Source organism: Paraburkholderia sp. (assembly GCF_050742655.1).
In the GTDB taxonomy this organism is placed as follows: Bacteria; Pseudomonadota; Gammaproteobacteria; order Burkholderiales; family Burkholderiaceae; genus Paraburkholderia.
Genome location: NZ_JBOIGG010000003.1, coordinates 385,820 through 402,858, shown reverse-complemented (window position 1 = coordinate 402,858; position 17,039 = coordinate 385,820). Strand labels below are relative to the sequence as shown.

General features: G+C 63.7%; 15 protein-coding genes. 5 read left to right on the top strand and 10 right to left on the bottom strand.

What is annotated here, in order from left to right:
• Nucleotides 1-48: 48 nt before the first annotated feature.
• The 4 genes from ACREXZ_RS06990 (at nt 49) to ACREXZ_RS06975 (ending at nt 2,981) form a co-directional block, all read left to right on the top strand.
• The gene (locus ACREXZ_RS06990; RefSeq protein WP_431763365.1) at nt 49-480 is read left to right on the top strand and encodes a helix-turn-helix domain-containing protein; all 432 of its coding nucleotides are present in this window, start codon (nt 49-51) and stop codon (nt 478-480) included.
• Nucleotides 481-676: 196 nt separating this feature from the next.
• The gene (locus ACREXZ_RS06985; protein WP_431763304.1) at nt 677-1,258 is read left to right on the top strand and encodes a PAAR domain-containing protein; all 582 of its coding nucleotides are present in this window, start codon (nt 677-679) and stop codon (nt 1,256-1,258) included.
• Between the two features lie 233 nt (nt 1,259-1,491).
• The gene (locus ACREXZ_RS06980; protein ID WP_431763303.1) at nt 1,492-2,280 is read left to right on the top strand and encodes a hypothetical protein; all 789 of its coding nucleotides are present in this window, start codon (nt 1,492-1,494) and stop codon (nt 2,278-2,280) included.
• A gap of 347 nt (nt 2,281-2,627) precedes the next feature.
• Entirely contained in the window at nt 2,628-2,981 is a 354-nt protein-coding gene (locus tag ACREXZ_RS06975) for a hypothetical protein (protein WP_431763302.1), read from the top strand.
• A 123-nt stretch (nt 2,982-3,104) separates the two neighbouring features.
• Here ACREXZ_RS06975 and ACREXZ_RS06970 read toward each other — a convergent pair whose 3' ends face one another.
• The 5 genes from ACREXZ_RS06970 to ACREXZ_RS06950 all read right to left on the bottom strand — a co-directional run bounded on the left by ACREXZ_RS06970 (nt 3,105) and on the right by ACREXZ_RS06950 (nt 9,931).
• Entirely contained in the window at nt 3,105-5,504 is a 2,400-nt protein-coding gene (locus tag ACREXZ_RS06970; RefSeq protein ID WP_431763301.1) for a polysaccharide biosynthesis tyrosine autokinase, read from the bottom strand.
• 27 nt (nt 5,505-5,531) lie between these two features.
• Nucleotides 5,532-6,752: a polysaccharide biosynthesis/export family protein gene (locus ACREXZ_RS06965; protein WP_431763300.1), complete on the bottom strand. Its 1,221-nt coding sequence runs from the start codon at nt 6,750-6,752 to the stop codon at nt 5,532-5,534.
• Between the two features lie 63 nt (nt 6,753-6,815).
• Nucleotides 6,816-7,748: a glycosyltransferase family 2 protein gene (locus tag ACREXZ_RS06960; RefSeq protein ID WP_431763299.1), complete on the bottom strand. Its 933-nt coding sequence runs from the start codon at nt 7,746-7,748 to the stop codon at nt 6,816-6,818.
• Nucleotides 7,749-7,773: 25 nt separating this feature from the next.
• On the bottom strand, nt 7,774-9,159 hold the full coding sequence (locus ACREXZ_RS06955) for an undecaprenyl-phosphate glucose phosphotransferase (protein WP_431763298.1): 1,386 nt from the start codon (nt 9,157-9,159) through the stop codon (nt 7,774-7,776).
• 37 nt (nt 9,160-9,196) lie between these two features.
• Nucleotides 9,197-9,931, bottom strand: a complete 735-nt coding sequence (locus tag ACREXZ_RS06950) for a Crp/Fnr family transcriptional regulator (RefSeq protein ID WP_431763297.1) — start codon at nt 9,929-9,931, stop codon at nt 9,197-9,199.
• A gap of 194 nt (nt 9,932-10,125) precedes the next feature.
• On the opposite strand from ACREXZ_RS06950, the gene ACREXZ_RS06945 reads away from it, so the two are divergent.
• Nucleotides 10,126-10,383, top strand: coding sequence for a hypothetical protein (locus ACREXZ_RS06945; RefSeq protein ID WP_431763296.1), 258 nt, complete (start codon nt 10,126-10,128; stop codon nt 10,381-10,383).
• Nucleotides 10,384-10,550: 167 nt separating this feature from the next.
• Here the strand turns inward: ACREXZ_RS06945 and ACREXZ_RS06940 are convergent, their stop codons facing one another.
• The 5 genes from ACREXZ_RS06940 to ACREXZ_RS06920 are packed head-to-tail and all read right to left on the bottom strand — an operon-like array spanning nt 10,551 to nt 16,833.
• Nucleotides 10,551-13,181, bottom strand: coding sequence for a glycosyl hydrolase 2 galactose-binding domain-containing protein (locus tag ACREXZ_RS06940; RefSeq protein ID WP_431763295.1), 2,631 nt, complete (start codon nt 13,179-13,181; stop codon nt 10,551-10,553).
• On the bottom strand, nt 13,178-14,263 hold the full coding sequence (locus ACREXZ_RS06935) for a DUF1839 family protein (RefSeq protein WP_431763294.1): 1,086 nt from the start codon (nt 14,261-14,263) through the stop codon (nt 13,178-13,180). The genes ACREXZ_RS06940 and ACREXZ_RS06935 overlap by 4 nt, the downstream gene beginning before the upstream one ends.
• A complete protein-coding gene (locus ACREXZ_RS06930; RefSeq protein ID WP_431763293.1) occupies nt 14,260-15,306 on the bottom strand; it encodes an amino acid--[acyl-carrier-protein] ligase in 1,047 nt (348 codons plus the stop codon). Before ACREXZ_RS06930 ends, ACREXZ_RS06935 begins: the two co-directional genes overlap by 4 nt.
• A 1-nt stretch (nt 15,307) precedes the next feature.
• Entirely contained in the window at nt 15,308-16,585 is a 1,278-nt protein-coding gene (locus tag ACREXZ_RS06925) for an acyl-CoA dehydrogenase family protein (protein ID WP_431763292.1), read from the bottom strand.
• Nucleotides 16,582-16,833, bottom strand: coding sequence for an acyl carrier protein (locus ACREXZ_RS06920; protein ID WP_431763291.1), 252 nt, complete (start codon nt 16,831-16,833; stop codon nt 16,582-16,584). The genes ACREXZ_RS06925 and ACREXZ_RS06920 overlap by 4 nt, the downstream gene beginning before the upstream one ends.
• Nucleotides 16,834-17,039: the final 206 nt, after the last annotated feature.

Here is a 17,039-nt window from a genome sequence, read left to right as displayed (position 1 = left end):
ATGCATGCGGACGGCGCACGGCGCGAGCACGAGGAAGAACCAGAAAATATGAACGCCGATCGCATCGCGGGATCGTTTCCCGCCATCGCCGAGGCCTGGGCTGCGTTGCAGAATCAGGTACCGCTGACCCCGGTTCGCAGCGAGAAGGACTACGAGACACTCAGGCAGTTCGCGAAGGACCTGACCGCTCATCTGCAGGGCGCCGCGCCCGCGCCGCTCGCCGATCTGCTCGAGATCGCGACGACGCTGATCGCCGCGTGGGAGGCGAAACAGGCGGCGCTGCTGACGCTGCCGGAAGCGACGCCGCGCGACGTGCTGCGCTACCTGCTGCAGATGCACAAGCTGCGGCAGAAGGATCTGTCAGACATCGCGTCGCCGACCGTCATCAGCGACATCCTCGCGGGGCGCCGTGCGATCAGCAAGAATGTCGCGAAGGCGCTGGCCGTGCGGTTTCATACGGATGTGAGCCGGTTTCTTTGAGCGGGTTTTTCTGATGGGCTAGTGCGGCTGAGGGAAACGGCGGCGTAAAACAAGGCTGGCGGTGTGCGCAGGATTTGCGCGGACCGCCAGCCTTGTTTTGTTTTCAGCCTGCGTTTCGCAGCGAGCTGGACCGATAAGGTTCGCGGAAACGTCGGATTCGATACGTGCTTGGACAGCCGAGTGGATCGTCGATACCGTGGCTTCGAGTGCCGGGGATTTTGGCCTGGCGATAACGGAGATGCTGTCGATGCGTAAAGCAGCCGTACGCCATGGTGATCCGACGACAACGCGCGGTTTCGTCATCGCGTTGTCGTCCACGATTCACGACAACGGGAAGAAAGTTGCTCTGAGCGGCGATGACGTGACATGTGGCAACTGCAAGGGTGTTTGGAAGATATATGGCACTGGCAAAGGGATGTTCGGCAAGGGGCGATGTGTCGTTGTCGATGGTGATCTCGTCCTGTGTCCGTGCAAGAAGAACCGGGTCATTGTTGGTAGTAATCCCGGCATTTTTCTTGAATGCGATGAGGGTTTGGGTGCTACGGAGGTTCGTGGTTTTGCCGGCTCTGTGACGCCAGTTGATACGTCGGCTAGTGCGGTAGATCAACACTTCAGGATCGTCAACAGTGACGGTACTCCGGTAGTCGGACTTCCGTACAGGCTTGAGGCGTCGGATGGGCAAATCGTTAAAGGCTTGACGTCGGCAAAGGGCTTGACGCAACGGGTATCCGCTGACCAGATCCGTCAGGTCCGCCTTTTGTCGCATGTTTCGGAGTAGCAACGAAATGTCCTCGCACGTCGGCCGCGCTCAGCACTTCCGCATTCTCGACAGCGACGATAGCTACCTGGAGAGACTTCCTCACGTACGGAGAGGGGCAAACGGGCAGAGTAGCAGTGACACGATTCCCGCAGGTAGCCTCATTAATATCTCTTCGGCAGAGAGTGCTGATCAGATTCAACGTCTCTTACACGTTAGCAGAGGGTAGAGCAATGCAGTTAGCAAGTGCACTCATGACGCCTGTGAATGACAAGCGACCGGTGACGGTGCAGTGCAAGGTCTATTGGGTTCATACGCGAATTTGGAGCGATTCCTGGATCTCTCGTTACCATGCGGCTGTTCCAGGATTGGCCCGAGAAATTGCAGCCCGCAAAGTGCATATGTCCGACGTGGAAAACGAGCCTGTCGATGGATCGAAGGCAACGGGCACGGACACGAATCGGTTTACCTGTGAGGATTTCGCATTTGAAATTCTTGTAGAGTTCGCATCGCGAAATAAGCTTCCACTGAAGATCGTTACAGGGGCCGCGGTATTTAAGAATGTCGATCCCGATTACAAGTCCGGTTATAAGACAGCTCCGCTAACTCCAGCGGGGTTCGCGGCCGACCTTGCCGCAGTCACAGGTGCTCACGATATCGCGAGGAATGTCCGTTCTATCGCAGATAGTGATCTTGAACGTGGAGATCTCTTCCTAAAATGGAACAAGGAGCACGTACAGGTACTCACATCCATATCAAAAAATCGAATTGAAATAATGCAGGGTAATTTCCCTGGCCTTGATTCGAACATTCGCAGAGCTATCGGGTGGATTCTCAAAAAATTTGCCCATCGTCTCTCTGCGTATGACAGGGAAAGTCCAATCTATCTAGGCGTTCCCGTGCAGACCGCGATCTACGAGAATCACGGTGGTCAGTGGCTTTATCAGCGGCAATATGGAAATTACCATGATTGGGATAGTGACGTATGGCCAACCATGTCAGGGCACGTGAGATGGAATTTTCTCGACTTCAATCACCTTTGATCACCGCGGCTATCGTAGCAGTGGCATTGGTGCTCTGTTACGTGGGAGCGGGCTCACCACCTCCTGCACTGTTGATCAGGCCCACTGTACTGATGAATGCTCTTGCGCTTAAAGCGCTAACGTGGCATTGGGCCAATTACGCGGATCGTGCATTGCCAGAGACTGAGGTACTGGCGAGCCGTTTCTATGTGTTGCTGTTCGCCGGATTTTGCGTCTATTGCGCCCGGTCCACATCACGTCAACGAACCTCGTGGGTCGGGATTTTGCGCTTAACGGTGCTCGCGGTAGTAGTTCTGTTCATTCTGGCCTACGCGGAAACGCAGGCCGACTACGCTATAGGATGACGCATGAGAAAACTCTTTCGGATCGGACTGGCATTGCTTTCCGGTGTGCTATTGCTCGCGGGGTCCATCTTGAGCTTCGGAACCTTGATGGACCTGCGTTCTGCAGAGCAGTTTCGGCAACTCATCAGTTTCAACTACACCAGCATTGCGGACGGTATGGAGGTTGGCGGCAATGGAAGCATTGCGAGCATGTTTTTTACCGGTGTTGGAGTGCTTCTGGTCGGCGGTGCGTTACTCGCCGACTTCGATCGGGTGGCAAAGATCATGCGATTTGCAATGTGCGGTTTGTACCTGTTTCTGGCCTTCTGCCTTATCTATGCCAGCCTGCATTCGCGCGTGGGCGTGCGACCGTACTGAGCAAGAAATGCCGCGCCAAACCTTCGCTGTCATCTTGATCGCCACGGCGATGACGACCATATCGCCAGTGCAGGCAAGCGAATCTGCAAGCGCCCATACCACACAAGCAGCAACTCCCCTCACTCACCTGGAAACATCCCCCGAACCCGGATCATTCGACGTATACGTGTACGCGTAAGCATAATCATAAGTCCCATACCGCCCACCGCTCTTCAACGGCACCGCATTCATCACCCCGCCGATCAACCGCGCCCGCGCACGCCGCAATTTTTTAAGCGACTCGGCGATATGGCGTTCGGTATGCGCGCCTGCGCGCATCACCATCACTGTCGAGCCCGCGATGTGCGCGATGATCGCTGCGTCCGCCACAGCGAGCAGCGGCGGGGTATCGACGAGCACGATGTCGAACTGTTGCTCGAAGCGCGCCAGGATTTCGCCGAAACGTGACGACGTCAAGATCTCCGACGGGTTCGGCGGATACGCGCCCGCGGCGATGAAGTGCAGCCCCTCGACGCCGGTCGGCCGCGTGACGACCTCGATGTCCGCCTGGCCCGTCAGCAGTTCCGTGAGGCCGCCGTGCGGCGAACGTCCGAGGTATTGCGCGAGACGACCGCGGCGCAGATCGGCGTCGATCAGCAGCACGCGCTTGCCCGATTCCGCGAGCAGCGCAGCAAGGTTCGCACACAGGAAGCTCTTGCCGTCGGACGGCGCCGGGCTCGTGATCGCGACGATCCGGTTAGGCGCATCGATCAGCCCGAACTGCAGCGTCGCACGCAGGCCACGCAGCCCTTCGACGGAGATGTCGAACGGCCGCGTCGTCGCGAGCAGCGAGCGCGCCGGCGGGTTCGCGCGCGGCATGACGGACTGCGCGCCGGTCTTGACGCGCACCGGTGTTGGCCGTGCCGCGAGCTCGGCGCGCGGACGCACCAGGCGCGCGAGCGCGCCCGGCAGTGCCGGCAGGCCAGTGCTGCGCGCGGGTGCGCCGGGCAGCAGCGCGCGCGCACTCGCGACGAGCCGGTCGAGATGTACCTGTTCCGAGCTGAGCGGAATCGAGCCGAAGATCGGCATCTGGAAGCGTCGTTCGATGAATTCCGGATCGGCGATCCCGGTGAAGAACGTGCGCCGGCAGAACGCGAACAGGATGCCAGCGATGATGCCGAGCACGGTGCCCGCGGAGATGATCAGCGCGGCCTTCGGGCGCACCGGTGCGGCCGGCAGCAGTGCTTCATCGACGATGTGCACGTTGCCGATCGTGCCGGCCCGCGAGATCGACAGCTCCTGGGTCTTGTTAAGCAGCGCGACGTAGATTTCTTCGGCGACCTTCGCGTTACGCTGCAGTGCCACGGCGTCGCGCTCGGAACTCGGTAGTGTCTTGAAGTGGTCTTCGAAGCGGTTCTTCTCGTCGGTCATTGCGGCGAGCTGCGAGTCGACGGCTTTGACCTCGGGGCTTTCGGCGGTGAAACGTTGCATCAGCTGTGCGCGCGCAATGCGCAGCGACGCGATCTGCTTCTCGTAATCGAGCCCACCCGTCAGATACACCGACGCTTCCTGCGTCGGCTGGAACGAACCGACGCGCGACTGGTACTCGGATAAGGCCGTTTCCGCCTGATGTACTTCCGCGCGCAGGCGCGGCAGTTCGCTGTTCAGGAACGACAGCATGCGGCTCGCTTCCTCCTGCGCGCGTTCGGTACGCTGCTGCAGATACGACGCGGCAACGGCATTCGCGATCGCGGTGATCGCATGCGGGTCGGTGCCCATGTACGACAACTGAACGACGCCCGTTTCGCGGCCTTTCTCCGCGACCTGCAACCCCGACGACAGCTGCGCGACCGCATCGAGCTGATTCAGCCGCGTGACGTAGAACTCGGTGCCCGCCCGCGCGACCAGCTTGTCCACGCGGATCGTGATCCCGTTGCCGCTCGCCGCGAAACCGGTGACGCCTGTCAGCAGCGTCTGCCCATAGGCATCGAGCAGTTCGTAGTGTCCGTCGCCGAGCGCGCGCACCGTGAGCCGCGCGCCCTGCAGGGACTTGGGCACCGTCAGCGCATCGAGTTCGAACTGCTCGCCGCCCCATGCATACGAGCGCATGCCGAACAGCGCGGGCAATGGCCTGCCCGGATGCGCGAACATCGCGGTGAGCTTGCCGAGGATCGGCATCGTATGCGCGGACGCGCCGATGTTCAGCTTGAACTGCTCGACCACCGGTTCGACCACCGCGCGGCTCTTGATGATCTCGATCTCCGCGTCGGTATGCATCGCGCCCGCCGACGGCACCAGCGCGGCCAGTGCCTGCGACGTCGAGCCGCCGCCGTTGCCGGTCTGCGACTCGACCTGGATCAGCACGTCGGCGGAATAGATCGGCGTCGCGATCTTCGTGTAGACGACCGACGCGAGGATCACGCACGCGGCGATCCCGATCACCCAGCCTATCTGGTCGACGATCATCCGCAGCAGGTCGCGCGTCACTGCGTCTTCGTCGTCGCTCGCCGCGGGAGCGTGCTCGAGCATGTCATAGGTACCCATCGTGTTACTCCATCCGGTAGCGAAGACTTAGCGGGTCAACTGTCTGGTGAAGAAGAGCGTTTCGAGCGTCGGCGAAATCTGTTCGAGTGCACGGTTGAAGCGCGCCCCGCTCGCGACCTGCACGTACACGACGTCCTTCGGTTGCAGTTCGAACTTGGTCATCAGCATCAGCGCGTCGACCTGGGTCATGTCGAGGCGGTAGACGTCGGGGTTCAACGTCTTGTCCGCGCCACGGATCACGTACACGTAACGTGGATCGCCGGTTTTCGGGTCGAGGCTACCTGCGCCGGTCATCGCGTCGGCGAGCGTCAGGCGGCCGCGGTTCATCGGCAGCGAGGTGGGTTTCACCACTTCGCCGAGCACGAACACGCGGCTGTTCGAGCGGTCCGGCACGTCGATGATGTCGGCGTCCTGCAGCAGCACGTTCTGCTGCGTATCGCCGGTTTCGAGCAGCGCCGCGACGTCGATCGTGTAGCGCTTGCCGTTGCGGGTGACGCCGACGTTCTGCAGATCCGCATCCGGTTGCGCGCCGCCCGCGCGATTGATCGCGTCGAGCACGGTAAGCGGCGAATCGGTGATCGATTCGAGCGTCGGGTTGCGCAGGTTGCCGGTGACCTGCACGGTCTGGCTGTTGAAGCCGGACACGCGCACGTCGATCTGCGGATTGCGGATCGTCCGCGCGAGCGAGCGCGTGAGCGTCTCCTGGATCTGCTGCACGGTCTTGCCGGTCACGTGAAGGCGGCCGACACGCGGAAAAAAGATCGTGCCGTTGCCCGCGACGCGCACGGTCAAACCGCCTTCGGCACCGCCGTTACCCGAGCCGCTCGCGCCGTTTGACGACGGGCCGGTGGTGCCGCCCTCACCCGCGCTCGACACGCCACCGGCGCCGGCGCTCTGGCCGACCGACGGCAGCGGCGGCAGTGACACCGGGCTCGAAAAGCCGGTACCGGTCAGCTCGGGATGGTCCCAGACGATGATCGTCAGCTGGTCGCCGATGCCGAGGTGATACTCGTACTGTTTGCGCGCCTGCGGCGTGAGGCACGTGAGCGCGCACACCGCGGGCTTGTACGCCGCGCGTTCCTGGCGGAAGTACGCGACGTCGATCGGTCGCACGACGTAACGCTCCGCGGTACGTTGCGGGATCGTCGTCTGGTCGAGCCGGTCGTTGTCCAGATACGGTCCCGGGGCGAGCGAGCACGCACTGAGCGAGGTCGCCGCAAGCAGGATGGCAAGTTTCCTGGTATTCATGTTTATAGTCCCCCGCGTGATTGCTCACGCCGATTGTTTCCAGCCGGTTGCTTCCGATCGTTGCTAGCGGATAGCCTCCTGCCAGGCTCCGTGCATCGCACGTAGACCGACCCACCATTTGCGCAGCGCGAGCCCCGGTCCGTCGCCGCGTAATGCGAGCGACAGGGCACGTGCGAGTCCGGGATCGGCGCGGTCGCCGATCAACGCGGAATACGCGACGAACGCCCATCGGCCTGGTGGCGACAGGTGTTCGCACATGATGAGTCGGAGGTTGAACGACGCGTTGTAGAACGCCGTGTCGTTGAACGTGAAACGCTGGTCTTCGTCGCCGCGCGGCGCCGGGTAGTGCTCGACGAGCAGCGACGGGTCGTACACGAGGGTCCAGCCACGCCGTCCGACGTCGAGGCTGAACGCCATTTCGCAATGCACCTGCGCGCCGCTGCCGCGCAGCCGCGAATCGAAGCGCAGCGTGCCGATCGCGTCGCGGCGGAACGTCATGTTCACGCCCTTCAGGATGTTCACTTCGCGCGGCGCGCCGTGGCCGATGTGATGGTTGCCGATCGTGCGGCCATACCAGCGCACGAGCCCGACGATGGGCTTCTCGCCCTGCAGGATGCGGTTGTGTTGATGCACGATGTCGCGGCCGCCGAGTCCGCCCAATGCCGGATCGTCTTCGAATGCGCGGGCGATGCGTTCGATCCAGTCGTCGTGCGGAGCGGCGTCGTCGTCGGTGAAGCAGACGACATCGCCGGTCGCGCAGTCGAGCCCGCGGTTGTACGCGGCGACGACGCCCGGCCGTTCGACGAGCGCGATCGTGAGGCGCGCGTCGGGCCGCTCGGCTTCACGTGCGCGCAGCCATTCGAGCGTTGCGCCGTCTTCTGCGCGCGCGACCACGATCACTTCGTCCGCGAGCCGGCGCTGCGCGTCGAGCGCAACGATGCAACGGGCGAGGTCGGCGGTGCGCCGCCAGGTCGGCACGATCACGGACACTTTCACAGTGAGTCCCCGAAAATCAGCGTGTTCAATACGCGTTGCGGCTGACAAAACCCTTGAAGATCGTGATCAGCACGATCCGCATGTCGAAGCCGAACGACCAGTTATGGATGTAGAACAGATCGAACTTCACGCGCGTTTCCATCTTCTCGATCTTCGTCGTCGCGCCGCGATAGCCGTTGACCTGCGCCCAGCCGGTAATGCCGGGCTTGATGCGATAGCGGTGCATGTAGCCGTACACCTGGTCCTTGTACAGATCGTCGTGTTCGAGCGCATGCGGACGCGGTCCCACGACCGACATCTGGCCCAGCAACACGTTGACGAATTGCGGCAGCTCGTCGAGGCTCGTGCGGCGCAGGAACGCGCCGAGCTTCGTCACGCGTGCGTCGTGACGCGACGCCTGGGTGATCTGGCCGTGCGCTTCGCGATGTACGGTCATCGAGCGGAACTTGTAGATGCGGAACGGCCGCCCATCGACGCCTTTGCGCACCTGCGTGAAAAACACCGGCCCGCGCGATGTTGCCTTGATCGCGATCGCGAGCACCGCGAACATCGGTGCGAGCAGCGTCAACGCGACGAGCGCGAAGAACCGGTCGAAGATCAGCTTCGGCCACATCTGCACCGGCGAAACGGACGGCGCGGTGAGGTTGATCGTCGGCAGACCGAGCACGTCGACGAGCGTGTGATTGAACAGCGACAGGCTGCGCACATCGGGCATGAAGCGCAGGTTCACGAAGTCGTTGCGGAACGTGCGCGTGAAGCGGTACAGCGTGTGTTCTTCGGACAACGGCAGCGCGAGCCAGACTTCGTTGATCTGCTCCGTGCGGACCTTTGCCGCGAAGGCATCGATGTCGGTGAACACCGGCATGCGACGCATCGGCGCGGCCGGCAGATGCGCGGCTTCGGCGCCCGTGTCGAACACGCACACGGGCCGGAAGCCAGCCTGCGGCGCGTGCTCGAGATGCGCGAGCAACGTGCGCGCAAAACCCGGCGCACCGACAATCGCCACCGTGCGGAAGTTCATCCCGCGACGCCGCGCGACACCGAGCAGCAGATGCGCGATCAGCTTGGTCGCGACAATCAGCGCGCCCGACGCGAGCGTTGCCCAGCCGAACCACAGCCGCGATAGCGCGTCCATCCGGTGCAGTGTGAACACCAGCACGAGGCCGGTCGCGACGACCACGAACCATGCGGTCGCGACGCGCGCGAGCATCGCGGGCAGCGGCTTGCCGCGCCACGTGTCGTACACGCCGAAGATCGGGAACAGCAGCAGCACGAGTACGCAGTTGAACGCGATCAGCAGCTTCTCGTCGTCGCCGAGCGTGAGCGGCTGGCCGAAGCGCATCCAGTGGGCGATCAGCGCGCCTGCAATGACGAACAGGGCGTCGAGGCAACGCGCGGTATGGCGGAACATGTCTTTACCTCTGGTTACCGTAGCGGCGGTGTGCCGTTCAGTTGACGGTTTCCGACTGGTGCAGGCGCGGGAGCAGCCGGTCGAATTCGCGCTTGACGAGGCCGTAGCATTCGCACGCGCGGGCTTCGAGCCGCTGACGGTCGAGCACCTTGATGTGGCCGCGGCTGTGATGGATCAGGCCTTCGTCATGCAGCTTGCCGGCGGCTTCGGTGATGCCCTCGCGGCGCACGCCGAGCATGTCGGCGATCAGTTGCTGCGTGACCGTCAGTTCGTTCGACGCGACCCGGTCGATCTCGATCAGCAGCCAGCGGCATAGCTGCTTGTTCAGCGAGTGATGGCGGTTGCACGCGGCGGTCTGCGCGACCTGCGTGAGAAGCGCGTGCATGTAGAGCAGCATCAGGCGGCGCAGGAAATCCGAGCGCGCGAACTGCTGCTTCAGCGCCTGTGCGCTCATCCGGTACGCGAAGCCCGCGCATTGCACCTGCACGCGGTTCGGCATCGTTTCGCCGCCGGTCAGCACGGGCACACCGGTCATCCCTTCGCGCCCGATCGCGGCGATCTCGACCGAGCCGCCGTCTTCCATCGTCGATAGCATCGAGATGATCGCGGTGGTGGGGAAGTACACGTGATGGATGCGCTGGCCGGCATCGCACAGCAACTGCTCGGTGCGCAGGTGAACCAGTTCCAGGTGGGGGGCAAGAGCCTGCCATTCATGGGAAGGCAGTGCACCGAGCAAATGATTGCCGTGCAGGTCGGATTGAAGCATCAACATGATGATCGGTCCTCGAAGGCGCCGTATTGAACGACGCCGTTTTTTAACCCCCGGTCCCGCATCCGTCGTAATGTGCCGCCTGGCGAGCGGCGACGTGATGCAGTACCGGCCTCGTATGGCCTGTGCGCGTCGGCGGTTGTGGTTTTGTGCCGGGCGCTTATGTCGCGGCATTCATTTAGCGAGGACCGTGCCAAATGGCCGGGAAGCCAGTACTGGTGCGGTGCAGCGAAGTGGCTGATGTCTCAGTACGCGGCAAAACGTGTGTTTTTGTTTCAAATCTGTACACAAGGTCAGGATTTGAAAAATCGCTGAAAGGCCTTTTTTATTCGACTCAAGTCCTTGATCAGATTGGGGAAGCGGCGTTTTGCGAAGCGCCTTTCGATGGTGCGTCCGGTTTGAAACGATCGCGTAAACACTGGTGCGACAACGCTGTGCCCGTGTTGCTGAAATGATTCAGATGTGTTCACCGGGTTGCGTGTGCTCGCGAACGGAAGGCATTTTGCGAATCTCGCGAACGCCCGCGCGTTGCCCCGCGACGCCGTGTGCATACGGCGTCGCGCGCCATTCAGCGCGTGGCTTTACGCGGGTTGCGAAGTGAAACGGGAAGGAACGGAATCGATCAGTCGTAGAAGATAGATGCGCGTGCATTGATCGCGCGCACTTCGCCGGAGGGTGCAGGAGTTGTATCGTTCGCGTTCGAACACGCGTATGCGGGATCGTGTACAGCCAGTGGCGTGAGTGGCACGAGCGGTACGAGTGGCACGACCACGCGCCGGTTCGGAGCGAGATGGAACCAGTCCAGCGTTGCGCGGTAACGGGTGTCCGCGACATGCACGAAGCGCGCGAAGCGCTGCGTTTCAATCACCAGTTGCCAGCCCGACGCGGTGCGCTCGGGCGTCGCGACGAGGCCGAGGTCGTGGCGCTCGTGTACGGTCCGGTCGGGCAGGTGGAATGCCTCCGACCAGATCTCGCCAGTCGTGGCGTCGCGCAGCGTTGCGATCGTCACGTCGTGCGCGCGAGGACCGAAGCGGTATGCATAAGTCAGATCGAAGAACTGGCCGAGGCAGGCCGCCGCTTCGATGCGCTGCCGGCTGCGCGGCGCCAGCTCGACCGGGCAGCTGCCCGATGCGACCTTCACCGCGCCGTCGCGCAGACAGACCAGTTCCAGTCGTCCGGACAACGGCGCAGCGGTCTCGTTGATCATGTGCAGATCGAGACCGTTCAGCCCTTCGTCGGTGATCGCGACCTGCACGGAACGCAACGCGCCGGCAAGCGCGTGCCATGCGCTTTTCGGTCGCCCCAGCGCATCGACTAGACCCCAGCCCGCGCCGGCGCGCAGATCCTGGAACTGCCACACGAGCGCACCGCCGCAGGTTGAATGCGTGCTGCGCCACTCGGCGAACGTGTCGGTCATCAGTTCCGCGACGACCGCGCGCGACAGATCCAGATAGCGCGCGTTGTCCTCGTAGCGCAGACGCGCCGGATCGACACCGTACAGTGTCTGCAGATAGTGGTCGCGGACATCGTCGAAATCCCAGCCAGCGCCCGGATCGCGTGGCACGGCCACCTTCCAGCGGGGATCGTGTGCGTGCACGGTACCGACGGCTTCGTGCAGCGTGGCGTCGTCGGGCACGTTCGCGAACGCGAGGCATTCGGCAGCAAAGCGGACCTGTGCGCGTCGTACGTCGTCGAGCGGACGCTGGTACGCGCCGACGCCGTAGTAGTGGGTGATGCCGGTACGCGTCGAGAAGGGCCACGTGTTCGCGTTCTGCGAAGAGTCGCCTGAACCCGGCAACGAAGTATCGCCCGGCGAATGCGGCACGTATGGAACGTCGGGCCGTTCGGCCGCGACGATCGCGGGTAGCCGTTCGGTAAACCATGGTTGCGCGCGCAGCGCCGGCGGCAGCCCAAGCATGGCCGACTGCTGTTCGATCTCGCTCCCCCCGCACAACACCGCGAGCGATGCGAAACGGCGTGTGCGCGCGAGAAACTGCGTTGCCTCGAGCGCGATCCACGCGGCGAAATCAGCATCGGTCGGATAGTCGAAATTGGCGAACGCGAAATCCTGCCAGACGAGGAGGCCGTACGCGTCCGCGAGCGCGTAGAACGCGTCGGATTCGTAGACCATCGTACCGCCGACGCGCAGCATGTTCATCCCCGCGTCGCGCGCGAGCGAGAGCGCGTGCTCGAGCTGCGCGGGCGTGCCTGCGAGCGTCGCGAGATCGGCACTCGTCCAGCATGCACCGCGGCAAAAAACCGGCGTGCCGTTGATGCGCAACGCGAAGCCGTGACCATCATCACCGCGCTCGACGTCGATCGAGCGGAACCCGATTCGGCCGAGTTCGCAGCGCACGCCGTCGAGTTCGAGCGCGACTGCATGAAGCGTGGGCGTGCCGTGTGTATGCGGCCACCAGCGTTCGGCGCGTGGCACGCGCACGGTACCGGCGAGCGTGTGCGCGTCGCGCCATACAAGCGCTGCACGCGCGTCGCCGCAAACGAGCGACGCCACACCGTCGCGCATCCGCTCGGGTGTCCGCGGCACAACGAAAGTCAGCGTCAGATGCACGAGACCATCGTCGCCGTCGAGCGTGCTGCGCAGATCGACGGTATCGAACGCATCTTGCGAAGCGCCGAGCAGTTCCACAGGCCGCCATGGACCGACCGCCTGCAGCGGGGGACACCAGCCGGGCATGTGTCCGAGCAGGGTAGTGCGGACGTTGCGCAACGTCGCCGGCGACACGAGACGTGGCCGCCAGCGCGCCCGCGAGCGGCGCACGGCGAGGGCGGGCGCGAGCGAGCGGAAGCACAGTGCAAGTGTCGCCGTGCCGTGCAGATCGAGTTCGATGTCGTACACGGCGAACATCGACGTCGAATCGAGCAGCTTCGTATCGTCGAGCCAAACCTCCGCGATGGTCGCGAGGCCATGCAGCCGGAGCTTGCGACGGCCGAAACCGCTGAGCGGCAGGCGATACCAGTGATCGTCGAATGCGAAGGGCGGCGGATGCTCGGGGTCGAGCCGGCCGGCCGCGCGCCACGCGGACGCGACAGTGCCCGGCACGGCTGCATCGAGCCAGCCGTCTGAGGGCAACCGGGCAGGCGATGCGCACGCACCGGCCGGCGTGCTCACGCACTGCCAGCCGGTATCGAGGCGCAGCGGCCAGAAATCGCGTGCATCGTCATCTGCGGCAAGCACGTCATCCAGCGACACCGCAGCGATGCCCGCTGGACGCGCGGTCACAGCAGCGGTCACAGCACGAGCGCGGCGAGCGGTGTGATCGTGTCGTCGTAGGCGGCTTCGAGCACGTCGAAGCAGTCGTCGCACGGATCGCGCCGGCCGCGTGCGATCGCGCGCACGAGACGGAACTGCATCACCATCGCTTCGGAGGCGATCGTCTGCGCGGCGGCGGGAATCGATGCGGGAATGTCGAAGCCTTGCGCATGGAGCCACAGCAGGTATTTCGACAGAAACTCGAAGTTCGCGCCGAGCTGCCGCATCAGATTGAACGAATACGGATGAAAGAACGGTTCGCCGCGCGCGAACAGCGTGTCGAGATGCTCGGGGAACGCCGCGCGCCACTGCGTGACCGGATTGCGCAGCGGCCGTCGCTCGAGATGCGCGCACAGCAGTTCAGCCGACGTATCCGCGAGTGCGGTGCCTTCCAGTGCCGGTCGCGACTGCTTCGCGAATTCGACATACGGAAACAGCAGTTCCGGCCGGTCCGCGAACTGCGGCAGCTTGCGGAACATGCCCTCGTAGTCGTCGCCGTCGAGCCGGTGATAGCCGGTGTTGTGAAAATAACCGAGCTTGCGTGCGTCGGGATCGATGAAGTCGATGCCAACCGTGGTCTTCGGATGCTCGCGGCGATACGACGTTGCACGCGTGTTCGGCAGGTAGTAGCCGTCCACTTCGACGAGCACCGTGTGGCCTCGCTGCGTCTGCGCGTGCACGCGGTCTTCGAGCGAATCGTAGATCGCGAGCTCCTGGACCTGGGTGCCGTACAGGCGGTCGAGGTCTTCGAGCGGAAACTTGAAAAACGTGAACTGATCGCCTTCGAAATCCTGCGTCACCGTGAACGCGAGCGCCGCGCGCGGGTCGAGCCCGAAGCCGTGCAGCAGTTCGATCCACAGGTCGACGTAGCAGTTGGTCTCCTGCCACACGCGCTCGCCCTGATGCAACGCGTGCGGTACGTATGGCACGTGCTCGCGCCGGGTATCGAGCCGGGTATGCACCGGCGCGAACAGCGATGTCACCACGGCGGTTGTGGGCAGGGCGCCTGCCGCCGCAGGGGCGTCGCTTGAGCGGCTCCAGACCGTCGTGAGCGGGGGATTCATGCGGTTTCTCCGTGTGTGCCATTCGCCAGCGCCTGCTCGACCCGCCCCTGCGTATCGCCCCACAGCAGCGCGCGCACACCGTCGGGCCACGCGTTCACGTCGAGTCCATGATGCCGGAACAGCGCAAGCGTGATCCGCTCCATCCCGAAGCCGACGCAGCCCGTATGCGCAACGCTGCCGTCCTCGCACTCGATCTTCCAGATCGCGCCGAAGTGATCCATGTGATAGTTGAACGACAGGCACGCGGTCTTGCTGTCCGGGTTCGCGACGGGGATCAGCAGTTCGAACTTGAGCGCCTGCGCGCGCTGGCTGTCGGCGATGATCTTGCCGCCGCGGCCGAAGAACGGATCGTTCGCGAGATCGACGTCGACCGGCAGATCGAGCAGCGCGACCAGCAGCGAACCGCGCTCGATCCACATCTGACGAAACGCCATCACCTGGTCGGGCGTGCCGAGCCGCACGTATTCGCGCTGGCGGAACATCTGCATGCGCGCGGGGTCGAGCGACGGCTCGTGACGGAAGCAGTACGACAGCACGTCGATCGTGCGTCCGTCGGTGGGCAGCGGGCCGCGCCGCGCCATCACCGGATAGATCGGATAGCACGCGGCCGGCGTCAGCACGACGCGGGTCGGCTTCTGCTGTTCCATCCACGCGTCGCTGCGGTCGTCGTCACGTTCGGTCATCGCGTCGTCGAGGCAGCGCAGCAGGCGCTGATGCCCCATGTCGTTGCCGCAGAACGAATGGATCGTGCCAGCGAGATTCGGAAAGCTGTTCAGATATTCGCTATCTTCGAAGTCGGTGCGGCGCATCGCAGGCGGAAAGCGCAGTACCTCGGGCGCCTGGTCGGCGCCGAGATGCGTGATCGCGACGTTCAACCGGTCGATCACGTCTTCGAACACCTGGCTGCGCCCATACAGGCCGTTCTCGCCGGTGTCGATCAGTAGACCCTGCGCGAGCAGTTCGTCACGGAAAGTGGGCGCATTACCGGCTGCGCCTGCGTCGGGCACGTTTGCGAGCGCGGCGGTATCGGTCATCGTGTTCATCTCAGGCTCTCCCCGGAGCGGCCGGACGCTGTGCGAGCAGCAGGCTGGCCGTGTTTTGCGCGATGCGGTCGTTATTGATCATCAGCGGCGCGGAGTACAGGTCGCGCAGATGGCGTCCGACGCTGTATTCCGTGCCATTTTTGTAGCCCGCCATCCCGCAGATCATCAGTACTTCCTGCACGACCAGCAGCGCGGTCGACGAAATGCTGGTTTTCAGCGTGTTCATGTCCGATGCGAAGCCGAGCATCGCGGCGAGCGGCGCATCGGCGAGACAGCCGCGTTTCGCGAGATGCGCGGCACGTGCAGCGTCGAGCGCGACCGCGAGCCGTGCCTGCATCATCTGCAGCAGACCGACCGCTTCAGCGAGGCGCAATCCCGAGGGTGGCACCGAGCCGGGCTTCGCGCGCGCCTGTGCGCGGAAGAACGCCTTCGCGCGATTCACTGCGTCGGTCGCGATGCCGGTCCACACGGCCGCCCACAGCGTGTGCGACACGGGCAGCATGGTCTGGTCGGCGATTTCGGCGAATGGAGTTTCAAGAATCTGCTCGGCGCTGCCGGTCGCAACGAGGCGAAAGCCTTCGCTGCAGGTGCCGCGCATTCCCATCGAATCCCAGCCGCCGCGTTTTTCCAGCTGCGTATGTTCGCGTAACGCGACGATAAGCACCTGATCGGCCGCCGCCGATTCGGCGGTACGCCGGGCGGTGACGAGAATGCCGTCCGCGTGCGCGCCGTACGAGATGGTCGGCGCGAGCTTCTCGATGCGGAAGTCTCCGTCGGTGATCTCGACTGCGCACGCGCTGGTGCGCATATTGCCGCCGATAGTTTCCTCCGACGTCGCCGACGCGAGCAGCCACTGGTGTTCGACCAGGTCACGAAGCAGTGCGCGCTGCCACGGCGAGGCGCTGCCGTGCGCTTCGATACAGGCCACCTGGATCTGGTGCATCGCATACACCATCGCCGTCGATGCACAGGCCTGCGCGAGTATTTCGCAGATTGCGGCGAGATCAGCGAGCGACAGCCCGGCGCCGCCGTATTCGACCGGCACGAACGCGGATAGCAAACGTTCGCGTCGCAGCGCGTCGAAAGCCTCTGTCGGAAAGCGCGCGTCGCGGTCGACTGCGTCTGCGTATTGCACGGCGACCTGTGCGGCCCGCAGCGCGGCCGCACGCCAGCTGGGCTCGGGTTCGACTGCGGCGAGCATCGGAGCCTCGGCAGGGGTTGCGGGGGCGGCGGGCGACCCGCCGGGCACGGCGGCGCCGTGCGGCATCGGCGCGTTCATGCTGCCGCCTGCGCCTGTTGCAGTTCGGTCACCGCGGCAGCGAGCGAATCGATGCTCGAGAAGAGCCGGCGCGTGAGCATGCGGTCCGGAATCTCGATGCCGAATTCGTCTTCGATCGCGAGCATCAGATGCACCGTCGCCAGCGACGACAGTCCTGCCGCGTAAAGATCGGCGTCGTCGGCCAGCGTGTCCGGCGGCACGTCGAGACGTGCCGATTCGGAAAGAATGCGTCGCAATGCTGTTTTCATGAAATGTCGCCCCTGTTGTTTGTGCTCTCGAAGTTGGCCCCGTCGCCTGCGTCCCGGCAGTGTCTTGCGCCGCGCATCGTGCAGGTTGACCGTATTTAACGAATTGCGAGGCACTAGCGTCAGTGCGATTCCGCACGGAAACATGCGGGTTGGCGACGTAACGTGTGGCCATCGAACGGACCTGGTCCGTCGCAAGCATGCTGGGA

Bases quoted from the DNA above. Each gene is read 5' to 3' on its own strand.
- ACREXZ_RS06990 (WP_431763365.1), top strand. From the start codon at position 49: ATGAACGCCGATCGCATCGCGGGATCGTTTCCCGCCATCGCCGAGGCC.
- ACREXZ_RS06980 (WP_431763303.1), top strand. From the start codon at position 1,492: ATGACGCCTGTGAATGACAAGCGACCGGTGACGGTGCAGTGCAAGGTC.
- ACREXZ_RS06975 (WP_431763302.1), top strand. From the start codon at position 2,628: ATGAGAAAACTCTTTCGGATCGGACTGGCATTGCTTTCCGGTGTGCTA.
- ACREXZ_RS06970 (WP_431763301.1), bottom strand. From the start codon at position 5,504: ATGGGTACCTATGACATGCTCGAGCACGCTCCCGCGGCGAGCGACGAC.
- ACREXZ_RS06965 (WP_431763300.1), bottom strand. From the start codon at position 6,752: ATGAATACCAGGAAACTTGCCATCCTGCTTGCGGCGACCTCGCTCAGT.
- ACREXZ_RS06955 (WP_431763298.1), bottom strand. From the start codon at position 9,159: ATGTTCCGCCATACCGCGCGTTGCCTCGACGCCCTGTTCGTCATTGCA.
- ACREXZ_RS06950 (WP_431763297.1), bottom strand. From the start codon at position 9,931: ATGTTGATGCTTCAATCCGACCTGCACGGCAATCATTTGCTCGGTGCA.
- ACREXZ_RS06945 (WP_431763296.1), top strand. From the start codon at position 10,126: ATGGCCGGGAAGCCAGTACTGGTGCGGTGCAGCGAAGTGGCTGATGTC.
- ACREXZ_RS06935 (WP_431763294.1), bottom strand. From the start codon at position 14,263: ATGAATCCCCCGCTCACGACGGTCTGGAGCCGCTCAAGCGACGCCCCT.
- ACREXZ_RS06930 (WP_431763293.1), bottom strand. From the start codon at position 15,306: ATGAACACGATGACCGATACCGCCGCGCTCGCAAACGTGCCCGACGCA.
- ACREXZ_RS06925 (WP_431763292.1), bottom strand. From the start codon at position 16,585: ATGAACGCGCCGATGCCGCACGGCGCCGCCGTGCCCGGCGGGTCGCCC.
- ACREXZ_RS06920 (WP_431763291.1), bottom strand. From the start codon at position 16,833: ATGAAAACAGCATTGCGACGCATTCTTTCCGAATCGGCACGTCTCGAC.